This window comes from Pseudarthrobacter sp. CCNWLW217, from assembly GCF_037203985.1.
Classification (GTDB): Bacteria; Actinomycetota; Actinomycetes; order Actinomycetales; family Micrococcaceae; genus Arthrobacter.
The window spans coordinates 21,425-43,671 of sequence record NZ_JBBCBT010000019.1; the positions used below are offsets into that span (position 1 = coordinate 21,425).

Below are 22,247 nucleotides of genomic sequence, written 5' to 3' on the forward strand. Positions count from 1 at the left end.
CTGCCCCGGAACCCTTCAACTCAACCAGCAAGCAACCACGAAAGGAGCCAGCCGTGCCGCAGCACACCAATGCCCAACAGCTTGACACCGACGAGCTCGTACCGGCCGCCGAACCACATGCCGGCCACCTGCCCCTGGACCGTGCAATCGAGACCCAGGCCGACCTCAGTGCAGAGATCAACGCCCTGGGAGACGCTTATGCACGGGCACTCAAGGACGGCGCCGCCGTCGCCGTCGAGACCCAGCCCCGCCTGGACTACCCGCCCTACCGCAGCAGTATCCTCCGGCACCCCACCAAGAGCCTGCACCACGCAGACCCGGAGACCATCGAGCTGTACTCGCCGGCGTTCGGACACCAGGACGTGCACGCCCTGGAGTCGGACCTGACCATCCAGCACAACGGCGAACCACAGGGTGAGCGCATCATCGTCGCCGGCAAGGTCCTGGACGGCGACGGCCGCCCGGTGGCCGGACAGCTCGTGGAAATCTGGCAGGCCAACGCCGCCGGCCGGTACATCCACAAGCGCGACCAGCACCCGGCCCCGCTGGACCCCAACTTCACGGGCATCGGCCGCTGCATCACCGGCCCGGACGGCTCCTACCGGTTCACCACCATCAAACCCGGCGCCTACCCGTGGAAGAACCACCTCAACGCCTGGCGCCCGGCCCACATCCACTTTTCGATGTTCGGCACCGAGTTCACCCAGCGCATCATCACGCAGATGTACTTCCCCGGCGACCAGCTTTTCCCGCTGGACCCCATTTACCAGACCATCGTGGACCAGGACGCCCGCGACCGCCTCGTGGCCAAGTATGACCACAACCTCACGGAGCCGGAGTGGGCCCTGGGCTACAACTGGGACATCATCCTGACCGGGCCCAAGCGGACCTGGACCGAAAACGAGGCGCTCGGCGCAGAAGGTGATGAGGACTAGGCAATGAGCAACCAGACCACCCAGCTCGTTCCCACCCCCGGCCAGACGGTGGGCCCGTTCTACGGCTACGCCCTGCCGTTCGAGAAGGACAACGAACTCCTGGCCCCGGGGTCGCCGGGCTCCATCCGCCTCCAGGGCACCGTGTACGACGGCGCCGGGGAGACTGTCCCGGACGCCATCCTGGAAATCTGGCAGCCCGACGCCGACGGCAAGGTTGTCCAAAAGACCGGTTCGCTGGTCCGGGACGGCTACACCTTTACCGGCTGGGGCCGCGGCTCCGTAGGCTACTCCGGCGTGTTCACATTCACCACGGTCAACCCCGGCCCCACCTCTCCCGGGGCTGCGCCGTTCATTTCTGTGGCCCTCTTTGCCCGCGGCCTGACGAACCGCCTGTTCACCCGCATTTACCTGCCGGAGAACGGGGAAGGCCTGGCCAAGGACCCGCTGCTCAGCACCCTGGATCCGGAACGCCGCAAGACCCTGATCGCACGCCGCGATGCGGACGGCGGGCTGACCTGGGACATCCACCTGCAGGGTCCGAACGAAACAGTCTTCCTGGACTTCCAGTGAGCGACCCCGCCCTGGGCAGGTTCGGAAGCGCGGCCGACGGCGACGTCGGCCTGCTGAGTCCCGTCTCGGCGTCGCCACTGGTACTGGCGCTGACCGGGGACCGCGCGGTGCTGGCCGCGATCCTCGCCGTCGAATCCGGCTGGGCCGCCGTGCTGGAGAAGGCGGGCCTGGCGCCTGCCGGTTCCGCCGCCGTCGTGGCCTCCGCCGCTGAACCCGGCCGCTACGACGCCGCAGACATCGCGCTCCGTGCCCTGGGTGGCGGCAATCCCGTGATCCCGCTCCTCGCCGACCTGCGGAAGCAGGTCCAGGCGAGGGACACGTCCAACGTAGGCGCAGTGAAGGCGGTGCATACGTCGCTGACCAGCCAGGACGTGCTGGACACCGCCCTGATGCTGCTAGCCCGCAACACGGTCGAGGCGCTGCTGGCAGACCTGAAAACCACGACGGCGGCACTCGCCGCCCTTGCGGAACAGCACGCGGAAACGCTGTGCGTGGGCAGGAGCCTGACCCAGCACTCGTTGCCGTTCACTTTTGGGCTCCGCGCTGCGCAGTGGTTCCACGGCGTCGCCGCCGCAGGCAGGCAGCTGGAGGACCTGGAGCTGCCGATACAGTTCGGCGGTGCAGCAGGAACACTGGCCGCCGGGACCGTGCTGACCTCCGGGACGGTGTCCACGCCCTTTGGCCTGGCCGATTCACTGGCCGCCCAGCTGGGCCTGGCCGCAGCGTCCGCACCGTGGCACACCAACCGCCTGGCCATCACGTCCCTCGGGCATGCGCTCGCCTCGGTGCTGGGAGCCTACGGCAAGATCGCCGCCGATGTCCTTTTCCTCAGCCGGCCGGAAGTTGCCGAGCTCGCCGAACCGCGGGCCGCGGGCCGGGGTGTGTCCTCGGCCATGCCGCAGAAGCAGAACCCCGTGCTCTCCGTCCTGGTTCGCAGCGCCGCCCTCCAGGCGCCACAGCTCGCGGCGCAGCTCCACCTTGCTGCCGCCAACTTCAACGACGAACGTCCCGATGGGGCCTGGCACACGGAATGGCCTGCCCTGCGCGGGCTGCTCCGGCTCGCCCTGGCCGCCGCGGGGCACGTCAAAGAGCTGACGGAAGGCCTGCAGGTCTTCCCGGACGCCATGCGCCGCAACCTGGACCTTGCCGGGCCGCTGCTGCTGGCCGAAGGGGTGGGGGCCGCCGTCGCGCCTCTTCTGGAGGACAAGGACGGAGCCACCGGAAAGCAGCAACTCCAAGCGGTAGTGGACCGAACCCTCGCGGCACCGGCCGCGGAACAGGCCGCTACCTACCGGCGCCTGCTCCGCGAGGCTGTGCCGGCCGGCCAGCTCACCGATCTCCGGCTGGAACAGCTCCTGGATCCGGCCAGCTACCTGGGCCAGGCCACCGAGATCACCCGGCGTATCCTCGCTGCTTTTCCAGACTTTGCGCAGTCCCCAGCTCCTGGAGAGAACCATTCCGCCAACGACGCGAACGGAGCCAACCATGGCTAAACCCACCCTGAAGGCAGTGCTGCTTTCGCCCCAGCGCCAGCTGGGGGACAGGCCCCTGCTGGTCGCGGGCCCGTCCCTGGGCACATCCACCCTCTTGTGGACCGAGGCGGCAACACTGCTCGGCACCGACTACGACGTCGTGGCGTGGGACCTGCCCGGCCACGGCGTCTCCCCGGCAGCCACCGAAACCTTTGACGTGGCCGACCTCGCGGACGCGGTGGTGGACCTCGTGGACTCCATCGCGCCCGGGGCTGCCTTCCACTACGCGGGTGTTTCGCTCGGTGGCGCCACCGGCCTGCAACTGGGTATCAAGCATGGCGAACGACTCAAGAGCCTTTCTGTCCAGTGCAGCGGCGCCAAGCTGGGCACGCCCGAGGGCTGGCTGGAACGCGCCGAAACCGTACGCAGCCAGGGCACGCCCGTGATGATCCAGGGCTCCGCGGAGCGGTGGTTCGCGCGGGGCTTTATGGACCGCGAACCCGCGCGGAGCAGCCGCCTCCTGCACGCCCTCCGCGACGCCGACCGCTTCAGTTACGCCTTCTGCTGCGAGGCCCTGGCATCCTTTGACGTCCGCGGGGACCTCGGCAGCATCAGCGTCCCTACGCAGGCACTGGCGGGTGCCGAGGATACTGTTGCGCCGCCGTCGTTCGCCGAAGAAGTGGCGGCGGGAATTACCGCCGGCGGAGGCACTGCCAGCGCCGTGACGCTGGGCGGGGTGGCGCACCTGGCGCCGTTTGAGGCACCCGGGCACGTGGCCGATCTTCTCCGGAACCTCATCTCCTGGAGCGAATCCCGGGAGGCAGCCAAGTGAGCGGGCTTCCGGGCAGTGAACGGAACGGCGTCGTCCAGCCGGACGCCACCAGCCAGGAGATCTACGACGGCGGCATGGTGGTCCGCCGCGAGGTGCTGGGCGCCGCCCATGTGGACCGGGCCAACGCCACGAAGGACGAATTCACCGACGACTTCCAGGACATGATCACTCGGATCGCGTGGGGTGGCATCTGGACCCGCCCGGGCCTCAGCCGGCAGATGCGCTCTGCCGTGACCATCACCGCCATGGTGGCCCACGGGCATTGGGAAGAGCTGGCCATGCATATCCGCGCCGCCATCACCAACGGCCTGAGCAGGGACGAAATCAAGGAAATCCTGCTCCAGACCGCCATCTACTGCGGTGTTCCCTCCGCCAACACAGCCTTCAAGACCGCCCAGCAGGTGTTCCGTGACATGGACAACGCTGCGGGCCCACCCAACTAGCACCCCACCCAACTAGGTAGCAGCAGATGTCGTTTTGAGCCCTCATAACGACATCAGCTGCTACCTAGTTGGGCCCGACACAGATTTAGAGGAGCACCATGAATCAGGCTTTTGTGTACGACGCCGTGCGCACCCCGTTCGGCAAGTTCGGCTCCGGCCTCGCGGGGGTCCGCCCGGATGACTTGGCAGCGCACGTGATCACCGAGTCGGTAAAGCGCGCGCCCGGGCTCGATCCGGAGCGGATCGACGAGGTTGTCTTCGGCAACGCCAACGGCGCCGGCGAGGAAAACCGCAACATCGCCCGGATGGGTACGCTTTTGGCCGGAATGCCGGTGTCCATCCCGGGTACCACGGTGAACCGGCTCTGCGGCTCCTCCCTGGATGCCGCGATCATCGCCTCGCGCCAGATCAACGCCGGCGACGCCGAGCTGATGCTGGTGGGCGGCGCCGAGTCGATGTCCCGTGCCCCCTGGGTACTTCCCAAGACGGAGAAGCCCTACCCCGCCGGCGACATGACGCTGGCCTCCACCACGCTGGGCTGGCGCCTGGTGAACAAGGCCATGCCTCAGGAATGGACCATCTCCCTGGGCGAGGCCACTGAGCGGCTGCGCGAGAAGTACGGTGTGACCCGCGAGGCGCAGGACGAATTCGCCGCGAACTCGCACAACCTGTCCGCGGCGGCGTGGGACGAGGGCTTCTACGACAACCTCGTCGCCCCGGTTCCGGGAACGGACCTGGTCCGGGACGAAGGCATCCGCGCGGGTTCTTCCGCCGAGAAGCTCGCCGGGCTGAAGACGGTGTTCCGGGCCGAGAACGGCACGGTCACCGCGGGAAATGCGTCCCCGCTGTCCGACGGCGCCTCCGCGGCTTGGATCGGCTCCGAAGCTGCCGCCGGGATGCTCGGGCTCGAACCGCTGGCCAGGATCGCCGGCCGCGGCGCTCACGGCAACGACCCCCAGTACTTCGGCTACGCCCCGGTGGAGGCCGCCAACAAAGCCCTCGCGAAGGCGGGCATCGGCTGGGACCAGGTGGGCGCCGTCGAACTTAACGAAGCGTTCGCCGCGCAGTCCCTGGCCTGCATCAACGCCTGGGGCATCAGCCGCGAGATCGTGAACCGGCACGGCGGTGCCATCGCGATGGGCCACCCGCTCGGCGCGTCCGGCACCCGGATCCTGGGCACCCTCGCCCGGTCCCTGCAGGCCTCCGGTCAGCGCTGGGGCGTCGCGGCGATCTGCATCGGCGTTGGGCAGGGCCTGGCCGTGGTGCTTGAAAACGTCACCGCCGGTGCTTCGGCGTAAAGGAAAGGGCTAAGCGATGCTGAATTTCGTAGACACTGTGGCCGATGCCGTCGCCGGCATCCGGGACGGTTCCACCGTGATGATCGGCGGGTTCGGCAATGCCGGGCAGCCGTTCGAACTGATCGACGCGCTGATGGACTGCGGCGCCACCGACCTGACCGTGGTGAACAACAACGCCGGCCAAGGCGACCAGGGCCTTGCGCTGCTGATCAAGGAAGGCCGGGTGAAGAAAATGATCTGCTCCTTCCCGCGGCAATCCGACTCCTGGCACTTCGACGCCAAGTACAAGGCCGGGCAGATCGAGCTGGAACTCGTCCCGCAAGGAAACCTGGCCGAGCGCATCCGGGCCGCCGGCGCGGGAATCGGCGGGTTCTTCACCCCCACCGGCTACGGCACCATGCTCGCCGAGGGCAAGGAAACCCGGATCATCGACGGCCGCGGGCAGGTCTTTGAGACCCCCATCCACGCCGACGTCGCACTGATCAAGGCCCTCAAAGCCGACGGCAAGGGCAACCTCGTTTACCGTAAAACCGCCCGGAACTTCGGCCCGATCATGGCCGCCGCTGCCAAGCAGAGCATCGTCCAGGTTTCCGAGATCGTGCCCACCGGGGCACTGGACCCGGAGGCCGTGGTTACCCCGGGAATCTACGTCAACACCGTTGTCCGCGTGGCCGCAGCCGCCGGAACACCAGAACAGGTGGCCTGAAAATGAGCGCACAGACCAACAGCCAGACCAGCATCCAGACATCCGCAACGCCACTGGGCCGCGACGACCTCGCCCGGCTCGTGGCCAAGGACATCAAGCCCGGCTCGTTCGTGAACCTGGGTATCGGCCAGCCCACGCTGGTGTCCAATTACCTCACAGCGGACCAGGACATCACGCTCCACACCGAGAACGGGATGCTGGGCATGGGTCCGGAGGCCAGAGATGAGGAGATCGACGAGGACCTCATCAACGCCGGCAAGATCCCCGTCACGGAACTCCCGGGGGCGTCCTACTTCCACCACGCCGACTCCTTCGCGATCATGCGCGGCGGGCACCTGGACATCTGCGTCCTGGGAGCCTTCCAGGTCTCCGCCACCGGCGACCTCGCCAACTGGCACACCGGCGCCCCGGGCGCGATCCCGGCCGTGGGCGGCGCGATGGACCTCGCCACGGGCGCCAAGGACGTGTTTGTGATGATGACGCTGCTGACCCGCGAGGGTGCCTCCAAGATCGTGGAAGCCTGCACCTACCCCCTCACCGGTGTCGGCTGCGTGACCCGCGTGTACACGGACAAGGCGGTGTTCCTTACCGGGCCTGAGGGCGTCCAGGTCCGCGAAACCTTCGGCTGCACGCTGGAGGAGCTTCAGGAACTGGTGCCGGTCCCGCTCACAGCAGCCCCCGCCGTCGCGCCTTAACACTGGCCCTGGCGCGAACTTGGCAGCAATCCCCTCAAACCCATGAGTTGAGGGGCATCTGCCAGTTCCCGCCGAATAGGATTGGTAACCATGACCAACGCACCAGCAGACACGCAGGCCGCTCCGCAGGCGGGCGACCAGTACGTGCAGTCGCTGGCACGCGGGCTGGCCGTCATCCGTGCGTTCGATACCGATCACCCGCTGATGACCCTCACTGAAGTGGCGGCCCGCACGGACCTCACCCGGGCCACCGCGCGGCGTTTCCTGCACACGCTGGTGGAACTGGGCTATGTCCGCACCGACGGCAAGACGTTCGCGCTGACGGCCAAAGTGCTCCAGCTCGGGTACGCGTATCTGTCCGGATTGTCGCTGCCGCAGCTTGCCCAGCCGCATTTGGAAGAACTGTCGCTGAAACTGGGCGAGTCCACCTCCGCGGCTGTATTGGACGGCACGGACATCGCGTACATCGCCAGGGTGACCACCCGCCGGATCATGAACGTTGGCATCACGGTGGGCACCCGCTTCCCGGCGTACGCCACATCGATGGGCAGGGTGCTCCTCGCCGCGCTGCCGCCGGCCGAGCTGAAGGCCTACTTGGCCGCCGCTGAGATCAAACCGCTGACGCCCCGCGCGCTGGGCACTGTCCCGGAACTGTTGGCCGTCCTGGAAAAGGTCCGCACCCAGGGTTGGTGCCTGCTGGACCAGGAGCTGGAACTTGGACTCATGTCCGTCGCCGCTCCGGTTTATGACGGACCCAAGGTGGTGGCAGCCGTCAACGTGTCCCTGCAGGCCCAGTCCGTCGCGGCCCAGCCGGACCCGGATGCGTATCTCGCCTCGGTGGCGCAGGAAATCGTGGCGACGGCGAAGCTCATTTCGGCCGATCTGACCGCCCGGCGGTAGTCGAGACAAACAGAAGAGGCCGACGGCGGAATGTTCCGCCGTCGCCCTCTTGTCCCTTCTGCCTGCCTGGAGCTGGACCGCGGCCTTTTCTGGGCCCTGTGGGTAACTGTTTCCACATAAGCCTGCTGCGCTACTGCCGCCGGAGCGGTGCTGGCCATAGACTCTAGCCAACTACGTGCAGCAGTGCCGCTCGCGAAGTTCCCGCCGGTCAAACTGACGGACACGGACCCTGAGGCACTGCCGCACACGGCTGTGAGGGGAGTGGCGGGTGAAACTGGGCATACCGCGGGAACGCCATGAGGGTGAACGGCGAGTGGCCGCCACCCCGGAGACGGTCAAGCAATTGGCCGGCCTGGGGCTGGACGTGCTGATCGAGTCGGGGGCAGGGGACCCAGCCGGATACGGCGACCACGAATACATGCATGCCGGCGCCATGACAGTCCCAGCCCTGAATCCCGCCGACCTGGACATCCTGGTCCACGTACGTCCGCTGGAACCGGCAACGGCCCGGTCCTTGAAACCCGGTGCCGTTACCGTGGGGATGGCGTCGCCCTCGTCCGAACTGGCCACCGTCCAGGCGCTCGCGGACGCCGGCGTCACGGCCTTCGCCTTGGAACTGGTGCCCCGCATTTCCCGGGCCCAGTCCATGGACGCGCTCAGCTCCCAGGCCTTGGTAGCCGGCTACCGCTGCGTGTTGGAGGCCGCCATCCGGCTGCCGCGCTTCTTCCCGCTGTACATGACCGCTGCCGGCACTGTGCCGCCGGCCCGGGTGCTGGTGCTTGGCGCCGGTGTGGCCGGGCTCCAGGCTATCGGCACCGCCAAGCGGCTCGGTGCCCGCGTCTCCGCCAACGACATCCGGCCTGCCTCCGCGGATGAAGTCGCATCGATGGGCGGCACCTTCATCAGGCTCGACCTCGAAACGGCCGAGGCCTCCGGCGGCTACGCCCGTGAACTCAGCGCCGACCGCGGCGCCCTCCAGCGTGAGCTGCTCGCGCCGCATGTCGCCCAGGCGGATGTCCTGATTACGACGGCGGCTGTACCCGGCAGGCGGGCACCGCTCCTGGTGAGCCGGCAGATGGTGCAGGCCATGCGGCCCGGTTCCGTCGTCGTCGACCTCGCCGCGGAATCCGGCGGCAACGTGGAGGGCTCGGTTCCCGGCGAAGATATTCCGGTGCCCACAGCAGACGGGCAGGGCCACGTCACCTTGGTGGGACTGAAGGACGCACCGTCCGCGATGGCCTCGGATGCGTCCCGCCTCTACGCCAAGAACGTGGCCAACCTGCTGGCCCTGATGACTCGGGACGGGGTGACCAGCCCTGATTTCGACGACGAAGTGGTGGCCGGCGCCTGCCTCACGCACGACGGCGCGGTGCGGCATTTGCCCACGGCCGAAGCTCTGGCGGCGCTCATCCCCGCCCCTCCGGACCATTCGCCCACGGTCCAAAACGACACGGTCCAAAACGAAACGCTCCACAACGACATCGTCCGCAGCGAGGGAGGAATCTGATGGACGGCATGAGCCTGCTCACCGTCACCGTCCTTGCCGTCTTTGTGGGTTTTGAAGTGGTCTCCAAGGTCTCCAGCACCCTGCACACGCCGCTGATGTCCGGGGCGAATGCCATCCACGGCATCATCCTGGTGGGTGCCATCATCGTGGCCGGGCAGGCTGCCGATCCGGGGATCCTGGCCGTGGCCCTGCTCGCCGTAGTGCTGGCCACCGCCAACCTGGTGGGCGGTTTTGTGGTTACTGACCGGATGCTGCACATGTTCCGGGGCCGCCAGGAAGCCCCAGGCAGGGATGGCACCGTCGGGAAAGCCGTAGGCAAGGGGGAAGGACAATGACCCTCCTCGATCCGGTCTGGACTGCCCTGCTCTACCTTGCAGCGGCCGTGTTCTTCATCCTCGCCCTTCGTGGCCTCAGCTCCCCGCGCACCGCCCGCCGCGGAAACCTGGTGGGTGCCTTCGGTGCGTTGGTCGCCGTCGTCACGGTGTTCCTGTCCTCACGCCTGGACAATATTCCGTGGATCATCGGTGCCATCGCGGTAGGAACCGCCGTGGCCGCCCCGGTGGCCAGGCGGGTGAAAATGACCCAGATGCCCCAGCTGGTGGCCCTCTTCAACGGTGTGGGCGGCGGTGCTGCCGCGCTGGTAGCGCTCCTGGAACTCGGCCATACGCCGGATCCGTGGGTGCGGCTGGCCATTGTCTTCACGCTCCTGGTGGGCGCAGTTTCCTTCGCCGGGTCCGGGGTCACCTTCGCGAAGCTCCAGGAACTGATGACCACCCGCCCCGTCGTCTTCCCCGGACTGCCTGTGGTGATGGCGTTGGTGCTGCTCGCCGCGGTGGGTACCTCTGTCGCCGTCGTCCTGACCGGTTCGCTGCCGCTCGCCGTGCTGCTGATGGTCCTGGGTCTCGCCGCCGGCGTGCTGCTGGTGCTGCCCGTGGGCGGCGCGGATGTGCCGATCGTTATTTCCCTGCTGAACGCGTTCACCGGCCTCGCCGTGGCCGCGTCCGGTGTGGTGCTGGGCAACGTGCTGCTGGTGGTGGCGGGAACCCTGGTGGGTGCCTCCGGTACCATCCTCACCCGCGCCATGGCCGCGGCCATGGGCCGCAGCGTGGCCGGCATCCTGTTCGGCGCCTTCCGGGGAGGTTCGACGGCGGGATCCACCGCCGTGAGCGAACGTCCCGTGAGGTCCTCCAGCGCCGAGGACGTCGCAGTGCTGCTGGGCTACGCGCAGCGGGTCATCATTGTGCCTGGCTACGGCCTGGCCGTGGCGCAGGGACAACATACCGCCGCCGAGCTGGCCCTGGCCCTGGAGGCCCGGGGCATCGAGGTGGACTTCGCCATCCATCCGGTGGCCGGGCGGATGCCGGGGCACATGAACGTGCTTCTCGCCGAGGCCAATGTGCCGTATGAGTCGCTCAAGGAGATGGGCGAGATCAACTCTGAGTTCCGGACCGCGGACGTGGCGCTGGTGGTGGGCGCCAACGATGTGGTGAACCCGGCGGCGAAGACGTCCTCCGGCTCGCCGATCTACGGCATGCCCATCCTGGAAGTCTCCGATGCCCGCCAGGTGATCTTCCTGAAGCGCTCGATGCGGCCCGGTTTCGCGGGAATCGAGAACGAGCTGCTCTATGAACCGCAGACTTCCCTGCTGTTCGGTGACGCCAAGGATTCGCTGGCCAAAGTCCTGGGTGCTGTGAAGGCGCTGTAGTCTTGCTGGCCATAGGACCGACCCTGACGCTTACCAGCCCGGCACGTCATTCGCTGGCGATTCCATCCACGTTTCACGAGGAGACTCATCCATGAGCTACCCGCAGACTACGCCCGAAGAAGCACCCCGAACGGCCCGCCCCGTTTGGCTGCTGCCGGTCATCATGACAGTTGTTACCGGTGTGATCGGCATGGTCCTGGTGGCGGGGCAGGGCCTGTACTGGATGATCGCCGTCATCGCCGTGGTTGATGCTCTCGGCGTCTTCACCATCGTGCGGTCGGCCCGGATCAACGCCCGGAACCACGAAGCCAGGGCTCAGGAAATCCAGACTTAGGAAGTACGCTTTCTATTAACGCCCATCCAACGTCACCGAAGGACACCATGACAGGCAACAGCTCCCCTGCCCTTAAGCGCGCGGCCATCATCGTCAATCCTGCCAAGCCGGTGGATGTTGACGTGCGTGCCCTCGCGGCCAAGCACTGTTCTGAGAACGGCTGGGGCGAACCCATTTGGCTGGAGACCACCAAGGAGGACCCAGGCGTCGGCCAGGCAAAGGAAGCGCTGGAGCAGGGCGCCGCCATCGTTATTGCCGCAGGTGGCGATGGCACCGTGCGATGTGTGGCCGAAGTCCTTGCTGGCGGTGACGTGCCCATGGGACTGCTTCCGTTCGGCACGGGCAACCTCCTGGCCCGCAACCTGGGCATGGACGTCACCGACTTTGACGGCGCCATGGCCGGGGCCCTAGCGGGAACCGAGCGGAAGATCGACGTCGTCCGCGCCCGCCGGAACAACCCCGACAAGGAGCAGCTGTTCCTGGTGATGGCCGGCGTGGGCTACGACGCCACGATCATGGCCGACACCAACGAGGACCTCAAGGACAAGGTGGGCTGGCTGGCCTACGTGGATGCCGGCATCCGGAACCTGCCGGGCAAGCCGGTCAAGGCCACCATCGTTGTCGACGGCAAGGACGTGGTCCACCGCCGGGTCCGCAGCGTCATGGTGGGAAACTGCGGCAAGGTCCAGGGCGGCCTGGAGATCTTCCCCGACGCCAAGGTAGACGACGGCCTCCTCGATGTGGTGGTCCTGGCACCGCGGGGGAAGCTCGGCTGGTTCTCCGTGATCGCGGGCATGATCGGCAAGGGGAAGGGCCGGGACACCTCAGTGGAGTACTTCCAAGGCAAAACCGTGGAGATCACCCTGGAACACAACGACGACTACCAACTCGACGGCGACCACGAGGGTGACGGCAAGCATGTCCTTATGACCCTGGAGCCCTCCGCCCTCACCCTCCGGATGTAACCCAACTAGGTAGCAGCAGATGTCGTTTTGAGGCTCCATAACGACATCTGCTGCTACCTAGATGGGGGGGCGGCAGCGACGGGCCGGTGGGCCAGGATCTCGGCGAGCTCCGCGAGGCGGTGCGCGCGGGCCGACTCAGCGGGCGTGAACGGTTCGCCGGGACGGACGAACGTGAGGGGTCCGTGCCAGGCGGTAGGGATTTTCAGCCGCGTTCCGGCGTCGTGCTTTTCCAGAGCAGCCTCCGACGGCGTGAGGATGCGTGCGCGCAACAGTTCGGCCACGGCCAGCGGCAGTTCGTCCGGGGCGTCTGCGATCCTGGCCGCCAGGCTCAGCGCCCTGGTCTGGCCGTCTGCCATGGCCAGTGCCGTGGTGGGCCACACATGGGACCGGGAGCCGCCGCCGTCGTGCAGTGCATCCAGCAGGTCCCGTTCGCTGAGGTTTCCGGGAGCGGAGAGCACAAATTCGTCCAGGACGCCGCCGGCCACAGGGTGGACGTGGATGCTCAAAATGTTGGTGTCCAGGCGGGCCAGGGCCTTGGTGATTTTCTGGAGCGAACCCGGCTGGTCCTGGAGTACGGTGCGGGCCCGCCATAGCGACGGTGCCTTCCCCAACTGACGGCGGTGGCGCAGGGCTGGTGCATGCAGCCAGCCGCGCAGGACGCGGGCAGCGGACGGCTCGGCCACCCAGATCACCAGGATGGTGGCCGTGAGGGTGAGCACCAGTACCTTGGCCAGGTAAGGGAGATGGGTCCCTACCACCAGGGCGTGGACCAGAAGCTCGATAGGAAGCATGACGGCGACATTCGCTACCGTGAGCCGGGTCTTGGTGGGTTCGGGCATCAGGCCGCAGACTTCGCAGCTCAAATCAGCCGCGGCAGGGCTGCTTGCGGTGGGCTTCATGTTCCAAGGATCACGTGGTGCTGTTTCAGGGGTGTTGCCCCGCCGTTCCGATCGTGGGAACGCTCCGCAACATAGGATTTACGGGCAGTCCCGGCAGCTTTCCATGACTGCCCGACGGCGGCACATGGCTGGGTGCGCACGCGCCGGCTGCGTGGCTGAGTCAGGCGGCGGGGTATTCTTGGACAAAGTCACCCCATTCAATGGAAGCGACGGATCATGGCCAATTCAGTCTCCGGGGACTCTGTGGTGGATCGTGTGGTCAGGGTCATTTCAGCGTTCCCTGAAGGCGCCAGCAGCCTCCAGCTTTCGGACTTGGCCGCCCGGGCGGAGCTTCCCCTCACTACGGCGCATCGGCTGGTCCGGCAGTTGGCAGCGCACGGCCTGCTTGAGACCGGCGCCGGTGGAACCGTTCGGCTGGGGCTGCGTCTGTGGGAACTGGTGAACCGTAATTCGCCCACCCTGGCGCTGCGGCAGGCCGCCATGCCGTTCATGGAGGACATCCAGCAGGTCCTGAACCAGAACGTGAACCTGGCGGTCCTGGACCACTGGGAGGCCCTCTTCGTGGAACGGCTGTCCCACCGCGGTTCCGTGGCCAACCGGGCCAAAGTGGCCGGACGGATGCCCGTCCACGTTTCCTCAGCCGGGCTCGCGCTGATGGCGCACCAGGGGAAGGCGCTGCAGGCTGAGTACCTCGAGCAGTTCGCTGACCCCTCCGGGAAGGTAACGCGGGATGCGGTGCGCGGCCTGCTCAGCGAAACGGCCTTGCAGGGCTTTGCGCAGCTCGCCGGCGTCGTGGATCCGGACACCTGGGGCATTGCCGTTCCTGTCCTGGACGCGAGGCAGCGCGCGGTGGCAGCGCTCGGCGTGGTGGTTCCGCTCCGGGAGATGAGCCTGCAGGCCCTGGTTCCTGCTCTGCAGACTGCCGCGCGGGGAATCGGCCGGCGACTGGGCGAGGCCGGCAGCTGATTTCGGACTTCCGTTGAATGGAATACGCGTTACGCCGGTCAGGCTTCCTGCTGCACACTGAAGCCCAGACGCCCCACGCAGCTCTTCCAGCACGAGCCCCCGCAACGAAGCGAGAAACAGCCATGGCACCACGCAAAATCATCACCACCCAGGTGGCCATCATGGGCGCCGGCCCGGCCGGCCTGATGCTTTCCCACCTCCTGGCCAACGCCGGGATCGACTCCACCGTGGTCGAAGTCCGCAGTCACAAGGTCATCTCCGAAACCGTCCGCGCCGGCATCCTGGAGCACGGAACCGTCAACCTGCTCGTGGACAGCGGAGTCTCGGACCGGGTGCTGCGTGACGGGGACCGGCATGACGGCATCGAACTGCGGTTCAACGGCGAAAGCCACCGCGTCGACTTCAAGGACCTCGTGGGGGAGTCCGTTTGGCTCTACCCGCAGACGGACGTCTTCCTGGACCTCGCAGCACGACGGAAGGCCGACGGCGGCGACGTCCGCTACAGCGTCACGGACACCACCGTGCACGACCTCGAGGGCAAGCCGAAGGTGTGGTTCACCGACGCCGACGGTGTGGAGTACGAGATCCAGGCGGACTTCGTGGTGGGCGCGGACGGTTCCCGCAGCCACTGCCGCTTCCAGATCCCGGAGGCCAACCGGAAGTGGTACTTCCACGAGTACCCTTTCGCCTGGTTCGGCATCCTGGCCGAAGCTCCGCACAGCGCGGACGAGCTGATCTATGCCAACTCCGCCAACGGCTTCGCCCTGATCAGCCAGCGCACCGAAACCGTGCAGCGGATGTACTTCCAGTGCGATCCCCATGAGAACGTGGCTGACTGGGACGAGGACCGGATCTGGGCCGAGTTCCGCAGCCGGGTCAACGGCAATGGCTTTGAACTCAAGGAAGGCCCCGTCATCGACAAGATGGTCCTGCCGTTCCGCAGCTTTGTGCACACCCCCATGCGCCACGGCAACCTGTTCCTGGCCGGCGATGCAGCGCACACTGTCCCGCCCACCGGCGCCAAGGGCCTGAATCTGGCCATCCATGACGTCAAGGTCCTCTTCGAAGGACTGGACAGCTACTACAACTCGGGCTCCACGCACCTGCTGGACACTTTCAGTGACCGGGCACTGGAGCGCGTGTGGAAGGCCCAGCAGTTCTCCTACTGGATGACCACCATGCTCCACACGCCGGTGGACGCGGATGACTTCACCCGCGCCCGCCAGCTCGGCGAACTGAACTCCGTGGTCTCCTCCCGGCACGGCATGGCCTACCTGGCCGAGGCCTACACCGGCTGGCCCGGCGCCGTTTCCTAGAATGCCGTGACATAGAAGGCTGTGAAATTGAAGTACGACGGCGGGGCTGACGCCGGCTGTGCGGGCCGGTCCCCGACGTGCGGAATCAGGCAAGGGCGTCAGAGCGTCAGGGCGCCAGCAGCCGCCGGATTGGGGCGGCAATGGCTGCAACGTCCGGATGCTCGCCTTGCCTGACGGTGAGCATGTGGAGCAGTACGCCGTCGCCGTAATCCGCCACGTCCCGAGCCCGCCCGGCTGCGTCAGCCACCCCTAAGGCGGTCAGCGCCTGCTCCAGCCCGCCCACCAGCCGGAAATGGCCGGCGGTCACCGCCTCGGGTTTGTCCAGGGAAAGCGCCAACCGGGCACGCGTGAGAGCCGCGTGCTGTCCTGCCAGCGCCAAGACCAGGGCGGCCAGTTGACGGGCCAGCTCCTCAATGTTCCCGGGCGGGCCGGCCTGCCCCTGGTCCTGCAGGAGTGCGACGTCCAGCTGCTCCAGGCGGTCCAGAACGGCCTCCACTAAGGCAGCCCGGTTCCGATAGTAATTGGAGGTGGTCCCTTCGGCCAGCTGCGCAGCCGCGTCAACGGCCCGGTGGGTGAGGCCTTTCATTCCTTTGTCCGCCACCACCCTCAAGGCGGCGTCCATAAGTTCCGTGCGGCGGTCAGGCATGGGCCCAGTGTAATTGACCCCTTCCGAATCACTACAAAAGTAGTAGGATCGCACGCATGGAAACAATCTCGATTGTTGGCGGAGGAATTGCCGGGCTGGCACTGGCTGCCTGCCTGGACCAGGACCGTTTCGATGTGACGGTCACAGAGAAGCGGCCGGAGTTGCCCGCGGTTGGGACAGTGCTGGCCATGTGGCCCAACGCGCAACGTGCCCTGGAAAAAGTGGGTGTCCTGGCTGAGGCCCGCACCGTGAGCCCGGTGATTGGAAGCGGATCCATCCGCAATGCCGCGGGCGTGCCCTGGGTTACCGTGAACGGCGGCCAAATGTTCGGCATTTCGAGGGTGGACCTGCTGCGCCTGCTGGACGCTGCCGTGCCGGACACTGTCCGCCGGACCACGGGCCGCTTCCACGCGGTCCCGTCCGGGGCCGGCCTGGTGGTAGGGGCCGACGGCGTACACAGCGCGGTGCGTCGCGGCATCTGGGGGGAGAGGACCGCAGCCCGGCCCACTCCGTACCTTGCCGTCCGGGGTACGCTACCGGTGCCTGTCCACCCGGAACACGTTGGCGAGTACTGGGGGCGCGGAGATCTTTTTGGCATCGCCGCTGCAGCCGCCGGCACCAACTGGTACGCGAGCTATCGCTCCGACCTTGGGGTGGAGGGAATCGACGTCGCCTCAGCCCTTGAGCAGGCACGGATCCGCTACGCCGGGCACGCGGGTGCCATCCGCGACGTCCTTGCCCAAGCCACTCCGGAGCGTTCGCTTGCCCAGGGGATCTGGACCACGCCGCGGTTGCGGTCCTTCGTCCGCGGCCGGGTTGTGCTGATCGGCGATGCAGCCCATGCCATGACGCCCAACCTCGGCAGGGGAGCCTGCGAAGCATTAGTCGATGCAGTCACACTGGCGGAACTTTTGAATGTCCTTCCTGCTGACGAGGCACTGAGGTCATACGATCGCCAGCGGCGGCTCCGCACTCAAGCCTTGGGCCTGGCGTCGTCCGCGCTGATGCGCGTGGCGCTGACGGAAGCCGCCCAGCCCCTGCGCGACCGGCTGCTGACGCTGGCCCGGCGCCCGAAGGAGCACGCCGCCGTCGTTACTGGTTCCCCCACCTGATCAGCGGACGGGGGCGGCTGGTTCTGCGCCGGCCGCCACCAGCCCAGGTGACGTGGCCGCATCTGGAGCAGCCCCCGGGACGTTTTTGCGCCCCGCACCGCGGCGGCTGGAGCGGCCGTAGACGAGGTACATGGTGAGCCCCGTGATGATCATCAGCAGCACGGTGTAGACGAACGTGTTCCCCACACCCTCAACTCCTTCTGCACCGTCGGTATTGGCCTTGATCACCAGCCCCAGCGGCTGGACCAGTGGGTGCGCCAGGAAGATCGCGGTGTCATAGTCATCCAGCATGCTGTTGAAGTTCAAGGCCGCGATGGCTGCAGCAGCCGGGAGGACAATGGGCAGCAGGATCCGGCGGAACACATACAGCGTTTTGGCTCCCATGATGGCTGCGGCTTCCTCCATCGAGGAGTTGACCGACGCGAACGAGGCTTTGAGCATACGGAGGGTGAACGGGATCTTCACAGTCACGAACGCGATCAGGAGGATCACCGTGGTTCCTGTCAGCACGGCCCCGCCCACGAGCGGATTCGGGTGGTCGTAGCTGATGATGAGTCCGAGGGCGAGCAGGGCGGACGGCAGGATCCAGGGAATGTGGAGCAAGTATTCGAAAACGGACGCGACCCAATTCTTGTACTTCTGCAGCAGCCGGGCCACGAACAGCAGGCCGCCCACCGCTATCAGGGTGGCCAGCCCACTGTAAACGACGCTGACGATGAAAGGGCGCAGGCCCGACTCCTGGGTGAGGACCCGTACATAGTTGTCCAGGGTCAGGCTGCCCGGGGAGATCTGGCCGGTCTGGATCGCGGCGCCGTCGGCAAAGGAATACAACACGATAAGCACCACGGGCAAGGTGTACAAGGCAAAAAGCAGGTAGGCGATGGCGTGCACGGCAGCGTTGGCAACAGGGCTGGTGATTCGCTGCTTCTGCAGGGCCGAGGACACCTTGGACAGTGAGTAGTACGTGCCGCGCTTCTCCAGCCGGGACATGACCGCGAGCATCAGGATGGTGGAAACGCCCAGGATGACGGCCAGCAGCGCAGCCAGGTCCCGGGAGGTGGGGCTGTTGGCGAACGTCAGGATCATCGGCGTGATGGTCTGGAACTCCCGGCCGCCCAGCACCTGCGGAGCGCTGAGTGCGCCCAGGCCAGTCAGGAAGGACAGGATGGTGACGGCGAACAGCGTGGGTTTGAGCATGGGCAGCACCACGCGGCGCAGGATGGTCCAAGTGGACGCCCCGAGGTTCCTGGCCGCCTCGATGGTCTGGTAGTCAACGCCCTTGAGTGCATTGCCCACGAACAGCATGTGGTTGGTGGTCGTGGCGAAGGTCATCACCACAAGGACAGCAAAGAAGCCGGAGAACCATGCCGGGTCCATTCCGGGGAAGACCTTGAGCAGCAGGGAAGTGACAATGCCTTTGTCGCCATAGATGAACTTGTAGCCAGCGGCCAGCACGATGCCGCCGTAGATGAACGTGGTGGCGTAGCCGAGGAAAAGGATACGGGAGCCGCGGATCTTGAAGTAGTGCGTGACCAGCACAATGAAGATTCCCACGGCGTTCACCGTGATGGACAGGGCCAGTGCCAGCAGGAAGCTGTTGCCCAGTGACTTCATGGCGCGCTGCGAGGAGAACAGCTTCTCGGCCGCCCGCCCCGAGAAGCTGCCGTCCGGGAAGAACGTTGCAATCAGGACGTTGAGGTTGGGCCAGACCAGGAACGCTGCGATAAACCAGGTGAGCACTGCGCCCACCATCAGGACGAAGGGGGACCGGAGCATGCTCCTGGCAGAGCCGCCGTTCCTGCCGCCCTTCTTACCGCCGATGTTAGCGGGACCGCGGTTCATGGCAGGGCCACTGCCTGGTCCTGCTTGGCCAGGGCGGCTCCGGTGCCCGGATGGTACTGCAGCACGTGGGCCGGCTGGACGTACACTGTGGCTTCGGCGCCGGCTTCGGGGTGGGCACCGCCGTCTTCCTTGACCAACAGCCGGATGTCCGCGCCGCGGCTCCGCACCACATAGCGGCTGTGCAGGCCGTGGTAGGTACGAGATACGACTGTTCCGGACAGCCCGACGGCGGTGCCTCCGTCCGCCGGCGGTGTCAGTGACGCCTTTTCCACCCGCAGGTAGGAATTGGCGTCAGGGTCCAGGCCGGCGCCGGAGAGCCGGTTCAGCTCCGCCACGAACTCCGGGGTCAGCGGGGAGCTATCACCGATGAAGTTGCAGACAAACTCGGTGGCTGACTGGTCGTAGATGTCCTTCGGCGTGCCCACCTGCTCAACCACTCCCTTGTTGAACACGGCCACGCGGTCGCTCATGGCCAGGGCCTCATCCTGGTCGTGGGTGACGTAGACGGTGGTGATGCCGAACTCGCTTTGCAGGTCTTTGAGCTGCTGCCGGAGCTGGTTCCGCAGCTTGGCGTCCAGGTTGGACAGCGGCTCGTCCAACAGCAGGATCTTGGGCCGCAGAACCAGTGCGCGGGCCACGGCCACACGTTGCTGCTGACCTCCCGACAGCTCCGCCACGTTCTTGCCCAGCTGGTCTTCGCTGAGCTCCACCCGGCGGGCGATATCGCGCACCAGGCGGTCAGTGTCGGCGGATTTTTCCTTCCGGACCCGGAGTCCGAATGCGATGTTCTCCCATACGCTCATGCTGGGGAAGAGGGCATAGTTCTGGAAGACCATGCCCACCTGGCGTTTGTCGCTGGCCAGCCGGGTGACGTTTTTCCCATCCACGTGGACGGTTCCCCTGGAGGGCTCGATGAACCCTGCCAAGGTGCGCAACGCCGTCGTTTTTCCGCAGCCGGAGGGGCCCAGGAGTGTGAAGAATTCCCCTGGCCTGACGTGGAGGTTCAGGTCTGGGATGGCTGTGAAGTCGCCGAAGGAAACTTCGATGTTGTCCAAGCGGATCATGGGAAACCTGTCTGGTGGGACTGTGGGTGCGGATAGGGGGCGGCTACGTCATGTACTCGAGCTCGATCTTCTCCACCCAGGCGCCCATGTTCTCCTGCACGAAATCCCAGTCGATATCCTGCTGCTTCACGTCGGCGAAGAACTCCACTACCTCAGGATTGGCTTTCGAGGCGGCGCTGGTGTTCACCGGCATGGCGTTGAACTGCTGGGCAAAGGCGCTTTGGACTTCGGCGCTGCCGAACCAGTCAATGAACTTCTGCGCCTGTTCCTTCTTGTCGGTCCCCTTCACCAGTGCTATCTGTTCCACTGCCAGGGGTACGCCCACGGAGGGCGCCACAGTTTCGACGTTGACCTTGAAGGACTTCTCCCGTTCGGCGATGATCGACGACGGCATCTGTCCCAGGTCCACCTCGCCCGAGGCAATCCGGGCAAACAGGTCGGTCTTGGCCACGGCGGGGCTGCCGTTCTGGAAGTACTGCTCCACCTGCTTCCAACCTTCATCCGAAACGCCGAGGTCTCCGGAGTCGTCCTTGTAGCGGGTGAGGATGCCGGCAAAGACCAGTTGCGCGGTGGCAGTACCGAGTCCGGTCACGCGCTCATAGCGTTCCTTGAGTGCGTCTTTGGTCCAGAGATCTGTCCAGTCCTTCGGAGCATCGTCGGCGCTGATTTTGTCTGAGTTGTAACCGAGCAGGATGGCCTGCTTGACCAGGGGCCAGTAAGCCTTACCGTCCCCGCTGTCGCCCAGGGCCGTGTCAACCTCGCCCGCCCATGAGGGCTCATAGGGCTCAAGCGCGCCTTCGTCCTTGATCTGGGCAAAGTACATGTTGTTCAGGCCGTAGGCTACGTCGGCAATGGGATTGTTCTTTTCCGCGATCAACTTGTTCGTGGCATCGGCGCCACCGGCGCCTACAATCTCGATTTTGAAGCCGGCCTCCGCGGCTTTGGCGGTCACCCACTCGCCGCGGCCTTCGCCGTTTGAGTTGGTGTAGATCACGAGGGTTTCGCCGGAACCGGCTGCCGGGGAGGTAGACGCCGCCCCTGAAGCGGCGGGCGATGCTGTGCCGCCTCCGCATCCGGCGAGAAGGGTGACGGCGACTGCGGCGGCAACCAATGTCTGCAATTTACGCACGATCAGGACTCATTTCTGGACTGTCAGCGGAGCATGTCCGGCCAGCCTATCGCCGGACGCGCCAATTTCAGGCTGTTATAGCTATCGATTCGATAAACAGCTCGGCTGATGAGTCTGGAGGACCCGATAAAACGTTCAGGGCACGGTGCGTAAACGTGCGGTGAACGCTGGGCGGCATGCCCACGGCGGTGCGTGCCGCCGTCGTCAGTCCTGGGCGCGGGTCTCGGTGGGGATGCTGTGGCGCGTGATCAGCGAGTTAGCGGACAGCCCAGTTTCTCCGGTTCAGGCCATGGCCGTGTGGGCGGCGCTGCGCGAGTTGATGGATTTCGCGTAGCAGTAGGAGTGCGCCACTCCGATGTACGGGCCGAAATTGGGAACGCTTTCGAAGCCGGAGTTTTCGTAGAAATTCCGCCCATCCGGCTGTGCCGATCCGGCCTCGGCCTTGATCCGGGTGATCCCCTGCTTGTATGCCTCGGCCTCAAGGGCAGCCAGGATGGAGCTGGCCACTCCCGAACCCCGCGTGTACGGGAGGACGTACAGCCGTTTGATCTCCGCCGTCGTGGAATCCAGCAGCCTCAGGCCACCGCAGCCCACGGGCTGCCCGGAGCCTTTGTCGTAGGCCACCAGGAACACGGCGCAGTCCGCGGACGACGGCGGCGTGCCGGGTTCGTGGTCAGGGGTGCCAAAGCGAGCGTCCAGTTCCGCCTGCTGGGCCCGGCGCAGGTCGGCACCCACGGGGTTCGACCAGGTGACCTGCCTGATGTTGAGTCGGGGATTGGTCTGCATGGCTGCCTCGTTTCGCCGAAGGGTTATGCCTGACAAGCCTAGGAGGCCGCGGTTACCGCGGTGTTTCCTTCGCGTAAGCGCCCAGAGAACAGTCAGTGATGGTGCAGCCCACGCGCCCTGGCGGG

23 protein-coding genes are annotated in these 22,247 nt (G+C 66.3%); 17 read left to right on the forward strand and 6 right to left on the reverse strand.

The genetic code is table 11. The annotated features are described in order from the left end of the window. The first annotated feature begins 53 nt into the window (after window positions 1–53). From pcaH to V9L18_RS18720, 14 genes are all read left to right on the forward strand, one after another. Window positions 54–935 carry a protocatechuate 3,4-dioxygenase subunit beta gene (pcaH, locus tag V9L18_RS18655; protein WP_337348646.1) on the forward strand — a complete coding sequence of 294 codons (882 nt, stop codon included), beginning with the start codon at window positions 54–56 and terminating at the stop codon, window positions 933–935. Window positions 936–938: 3 nt separating this feature from the next. Further along, window positions 939–1,505 (forward strand): protocatechuate 3,4-dioxygenase subunit alpha, encoded by a 567-nt coding sequence (gene pcaG, locus V9L18_RS18660; protein ID WP_337348647.1) that lies wholly within the window; start codon window positions 939–941, stop codon window positions 1,503–1,505. After that, on the forward strand, window positions 1,502–2,998 hold the full coding sequence (locus V9L18_RS18665) for a lyase family protein (RefSeq protein WP_337348648.1): 1,497 nt from the start codon (window positions 1,502–1,504) through the stop codon (window positions 2,996–2,998). Before pcaG ends, V9L18_RS18665 begins: the two co-directional genes overlap by 4 nt. Beyond that, complete coding sequence (locus V9L18_RS18670) at window positions 2,991–3,809, forward strand: alpha/beta fold hydrolase (protein WP_337348649.1); 819 nt, start codon at window positions 2,991–2,993, stop codon at window positions 3,807–3,809. The genes V9L18_RS18665 and V9L18_RS18670 overlap by 8 nt, the downstream gene beginning before the upstream one ends. After that, window positions 3,806–4,252, forward strand: a complete 447-nt coding sequence (pcaC, locus tag V9L18_RS18675; RefSeq protein WP_337348650.1) for a 4-carboxymuconolactone decarboxylase — start codon at window positions 3,806–3,808, stop codon at window positions 4,250–4,252. The genes V9L18_RS18670 and pcaC overlap by 4 nt, the downstream gene beginning before the upstream one ends. A gap of 98 nt (window positions 4,253–4,350) precedes the next feature. After that, window positions 4,351–5,550, forward strand: a complete 1,200-nt coding sequence (locus tag V9L18_RS18680) for a thiolase family protein (protein WP_337348651.1) — start codon at window positions 4,351–4,353, stop codon at window positions 5,548–5,550. A 16-nt stretch (window positions 5,551–5,566) separates the two neighbouring features. Then, window positions 5,567–6,256, forward strand: coding sequence for a 3-oxoacid CoA-transferase subunit A (locus V9L18_RS18685; RefSeq protein ID WP_337348652.1), 690 nt, complete (start codon window positions 5,567–5,569; stop codon window positions 6,254–6,256). Between the two features lie 2 nt (window positions 6,257–6,258). After that, the gene (locus tag V9L18_RS18690) at window positions 6,259–6,951 is read left to right on the forward strand and encodes a 3-oxoacid CoA-transferase subunit B (protein ID WP_337348653.1); all 693 of its coding nucleotides are present in this window, start codon (window positions 6,259–6,261) and stop codon (window positions 6,949–6,951) included. A 90-nt stretch (window positions 6,952–7,041) separates the two neighbouring features. Beyond that, on the forward strand, window positions 7,042–7,851 hold the full coding sequence (locus V9L18_RS18695) for an IclR family transcriptional regulator domain-containing protein (RefSeq protein WP_337348654.1): 810 nt from the start codon (window positions 7,042–7,044) through the stop codon (window positions 7,849–7,851). A 268-nt stretch (window positions 7,852–8,119) separates the two neighbouring features. Beyond that, window positions 8,120–9,358 carry a Re/Si-specific NAD(P)(+) transhydrogenase subunit alpha gene (locus V9L18_RS18700; protein ID WP_337348655.1) on the forward strand — a complete coding sequence of 413 codons (1,239 nt, stop codon included), beginning with the start codon at window positions 8,120–8,122 and terminating at the stop codon, window positions 9,356–9,358. Beyond that, window positions 9,358–9,693 (forward strand): NAD(P) transhydrogenase subunit alpha, encoded by a 336-nt coding sequence (locus V9L18_RS18705; RefSeq protein ID WP_337348656.1) that lies wholly within the window; start codon window positions 9,358–9,360, stop codon window positions 9,691–9,693. The genes V9L18_RS18700 and V9L18_RS18705 overlap by 1 nt, the downstream gene beginning before the upstream one ends. Further along, the gene (locus V9L18_RS18710; RefSeq protein WP_337348657.1) at window positions 9,690–11,063 is read left to right on the forward strand and encodes an NAD(P)(+) transhydrogenase (Re/Si-specific) subunit beta; all 1,374 of its coding nucleotides are present in this window, start codon (window positions 9,690–9,692) and stop codon (window positions 11,061–11,063) included. The genes V9L18_RS18705 and V9L18_RS18710 overlap by 4 nt, the downstream gene beginning before the upstream one ends. A gap of 91 nt (window positions 11,064–11,154) precedes the next feature. Next, window positions 11,155–11,397 (forward strand): hypothetical protein, encoded by a 243-nt coding sequence (locus V9L18_RS18715; protein WP_337348658.1) that lies wholly within the window; start codon window positions 11,155–11,157, stop codon window positions 11,395–11,397. A 47-nt stretch (window positions 11,398–11,444) separates the two neighbouring features. Then, a complete protein-coding gene (locus tag V9L18_RS18720) occupies window positions 11,445–12,362 on the forward strand; it encodes a diacylglycerol/lipid kinase family protein (protein WP_337348659.1) in 918 nt (305 codons plus the stop codon). Between the two features lie 53 nt (window positions 12,363–12,415). Here the strand turns inward: V9L18_RS18720 and V9L18_RS18725 are convergent, their stop codons facing one another. Next, window positions 12,416–13,261, reverse strand: a complete 846-nt coding sequence (locus tag V9L18_RS18725; protein WP_337348660.1) for an ACT domain-containing protein — start codon at window positions 13,259–13,261, stop codon at window positions 12,416–12,418. A 216-nt stretch (window positions 13,262–13,477) separates the two neighbouring features. Between V9L18_RS18725 and V9L18_RS18730 the strand changes: the two genes are divergently transcribed. Further along, window positions 13,478–14,227: an IclR family transcriptional regulator gene (locus tag V9L18_RS18730; RefSeq protein WP_337348661.1), complete on the forward strand. Its 750-nt coding sequence runs from the start codon at window positions 13,478–13,480 to the stop codon at window positions 14,225–14,227. 122 nt (window positions 14,228–14,349) lie between these two features. Then, on the forward strand, window positions 14,350–15,543 hold the full coding sequence (locus V9L18_RS18735) for a 4-hydroxybenzoate 3-monooxygenase (RefSeq protein WP_337348662.1): 1,194 nt from the start codon (window positions 14,350–14,352) through the stop codon (window positions 15,541–15,543). 106 nt (window positions 15,544–15,649) lie between these two features. Here V9L18_RS18735 and V9L18_RS18740 read toward each other — a convergent pair whose 3' ends face one another. Next, entirely contained in the window at window positions 15,650–16,189 is a 540-nt protein-coding gene (locus V9L18_RS18740) for a TetR/AcrR family transcriptional regulator (RefSeq protein ID WP_337348663.1), read from the reverse strand. Between the two features lie 56 nt (window positions 16,190–16,245). Here V9L18_RS18740 and V9L18_RS18745 point away from each other — a divergent pair, with 56 nt between their 5' ends. Then, a complete protein-coding gene (locus tag V9L18_RS18745) occupies window positions 16,246–17,301 on the forward strand; it encodes an FAD-dependent monooxygenase (RefSeq protein WP_337348664.1) in 1,056 nt (351 codons plus the stop codon). Here V9L18_RS18745 and V9L18_RS18750 read toward each other — a convergent pair whose 3' ends face one another. The 4 genes from V9L18_RS18750 to V9L18_RS18765 all read right to left on the reverse strand — a co-directional run bounded on the left by V9L18_RS18750 (window position 17,302) and on the right by V9L18_RS18765 (window position 22,122). After that, window positions 17,302–19,143, reverse strand: coding sequence for an ABC transporter permease (locus tag V9L18_RS18750; protein WP_337348665.1), 1,842 nt, complete (start codon window positions 19,141–19,143; stop codon window positions 17,302–17,304). Then, a complete protein-coding gene (locus tag V9L18_RS18755) occupies window positions 19,140–20,207 on the reverse strand; it encodes an ABC transporter ATP-binding protein (RefSeq protein ID WP_337348666.1) in 1,068 nt (355 codons plus the stop codon). Before V9L18_RS18755 ends, V9L18_RS18750 begins: the two co-directional genes overlap by 4 nt. Window positions 20,208–20,250: 43 nt before the next feature. Continuing rightward, a complete protein-coding gene (locus V9L18_RS18760) occupies window positions 20,251–21,336 on the reverse strand; it encodes an extracellular solute-binding protein (RefSeq protein ID WP_337348667.1) in 1,086 nt (361 codons plus the stop codon). A gap of 282 nt (window positions 21,337–21,618) precedes the next feature. After that, window positions 21,619–22,122 (reverse strand): GNAT family N-acetyltransferase, encoded by a 504-nt coding sequence (locus V9L18_RS18765; protein WP_337348668.1) that lies wholly within the window; start codon window positions 22,120–22,122, stop codon window positions 21,619–21,621. Window positions 22,123–22,247: the final 125 nt, after the last annotated feature.

What these genes read in the sequence shown, in the direction of transcription:
- pcaG (WP_337348647.1), top strand. Translation starts at nt 939, where the DNA reads ATGAGCAACCAGACCACCCAGCTCGTTCCCACCCCCGGCCAGACGGTG.
- V9L18_RS18670 (WP_337348649.1), top strand. Translation starts at nt 2,991, where the DNA reads ATGGCTAAACCCACCCTGAAGGCAGTGCTGCTTTCGCCCCAGCGCCAG.
- V9L18_RS18680 (WP_337348651.1), top strand. Translation starts at nt 4,351, where the DNA reads ATGAATCAGGCTTTTGTGTACGACGCCGTGCGCACCCCGTTCGGCAAG.
- V9L18_RS18685 (WP_337348652.1), top strand. Translation starts at nt 5,567, where the DNA reads ATGCTGAATTTCGTAGACACTGTGGCCGATGCCGTCGCCGGCATCCGG.
- V9L18_RS18690 (WP_337348653.1), top strand. Translation starts at nt 6,259, where the DNA reads ATGAGCGCACAGACCAACAGCCAGACCAGCATCCAGACATCCGCAACG.
- V9L18_RS18695 (WP_337348654.1), top strand. Translation starts at nt 7,042, where the DNA reads ATGACCAACGCACCAGCAGACACGCAGGCCGCTCCGCAGGCGGGCGAC.
- V9L18_RS18705 (WP_337348656.1), top strand. Translation starts at nt 9,358, where the DNA reads ATGGACGGCATGAGCCTGCTCACCGTCACCGTCCTTGCCGTCTTTGTG.
- V9L18_RS18710 (WP_337348657.1), top strand. Translation starts at nt 9,690, where the DNA reads ATGACCCTCCTCGATCCGGTCTGGACTGCCCTGCTCTACCTTGCAGCG.
- V9L18_RS18715 (WP_337348658.1), top strand. Translation starts at nt 11,155, where the DNA reads ATGAGCTACCCGCAGACTACGCCCGAAGAAGCACCCCGAACGGCCCGC.
- V9L18_RS18720 (WP_337348659.1), top strand. Translation starts at nt 11,445, where the DNA reads ATGACAGGCAACAGCTCCCCTGCCCTTAAGCGCGCGGCCATCATCGTC.
- V9L18_RS18725 (WP_337348660.1), bottom strand. Translation starts at nt 13,261, where the DNA reads ATGAAGCCCACCGCAAGCAGCCCTGCCGCGGCTGATTTGAGCTGCGAA.
- V9L18_RS18730 (WP_337348661.1), top strand. Translation starts at nt 13,478, where the DNA reads ATGGCCAATTCAGTCTCCGGGGACTCTGTGGTGGATCGTGTGGTCAGG.
- V9L18_RS18735 (WP_337348662.1), top strand. Translation starts at nt 14,350, where the DNA reads ATGGCACCACGCAAAATCATCACCACCCAGGTGGCCATCATGGGCGCC.
- V9L18_RS18740 (WP_337348663.1), bottom strand. Translation starts at nt 16,189, where the DNA reads ATGCCTGACCGCCGCACGGAACTTATGGACGCCGCCTTGAGGGTGGTG.
- V9L18_RS18745 (WP_337348664.1), top strand. Translation starts at nt 16,246, where the DNA reads ATGGAAACAATCTCGATTGTTGGCGGAGGAATTGCCGGGCTGGCACTG.
- V9L18_RS18750 (WP_337348665.1), bottom strand. Translation starts at nt 19,143, where the DNA reads ATGAACCGCGGTCCCGCTAACATCGGCGGTAAGAAGGGCGGCAGGAAC.
- V9L18_RS18755 (WP_337348666.1), bottom strand. Translation starts at nt 20,207, where the DNA reads ATGATCCGCTTGGACAACATCGAAGTTTCCTTCGGCGACTTCACAGCC.
- V9L18_RS18765 (WP_337348668.1), bottom strand. Translation starts at nt 22,122, where the DNA reads ATGCAGACCAATCCCCGACTCAACATCAGGCAGGTCACCTGGTCGAAC.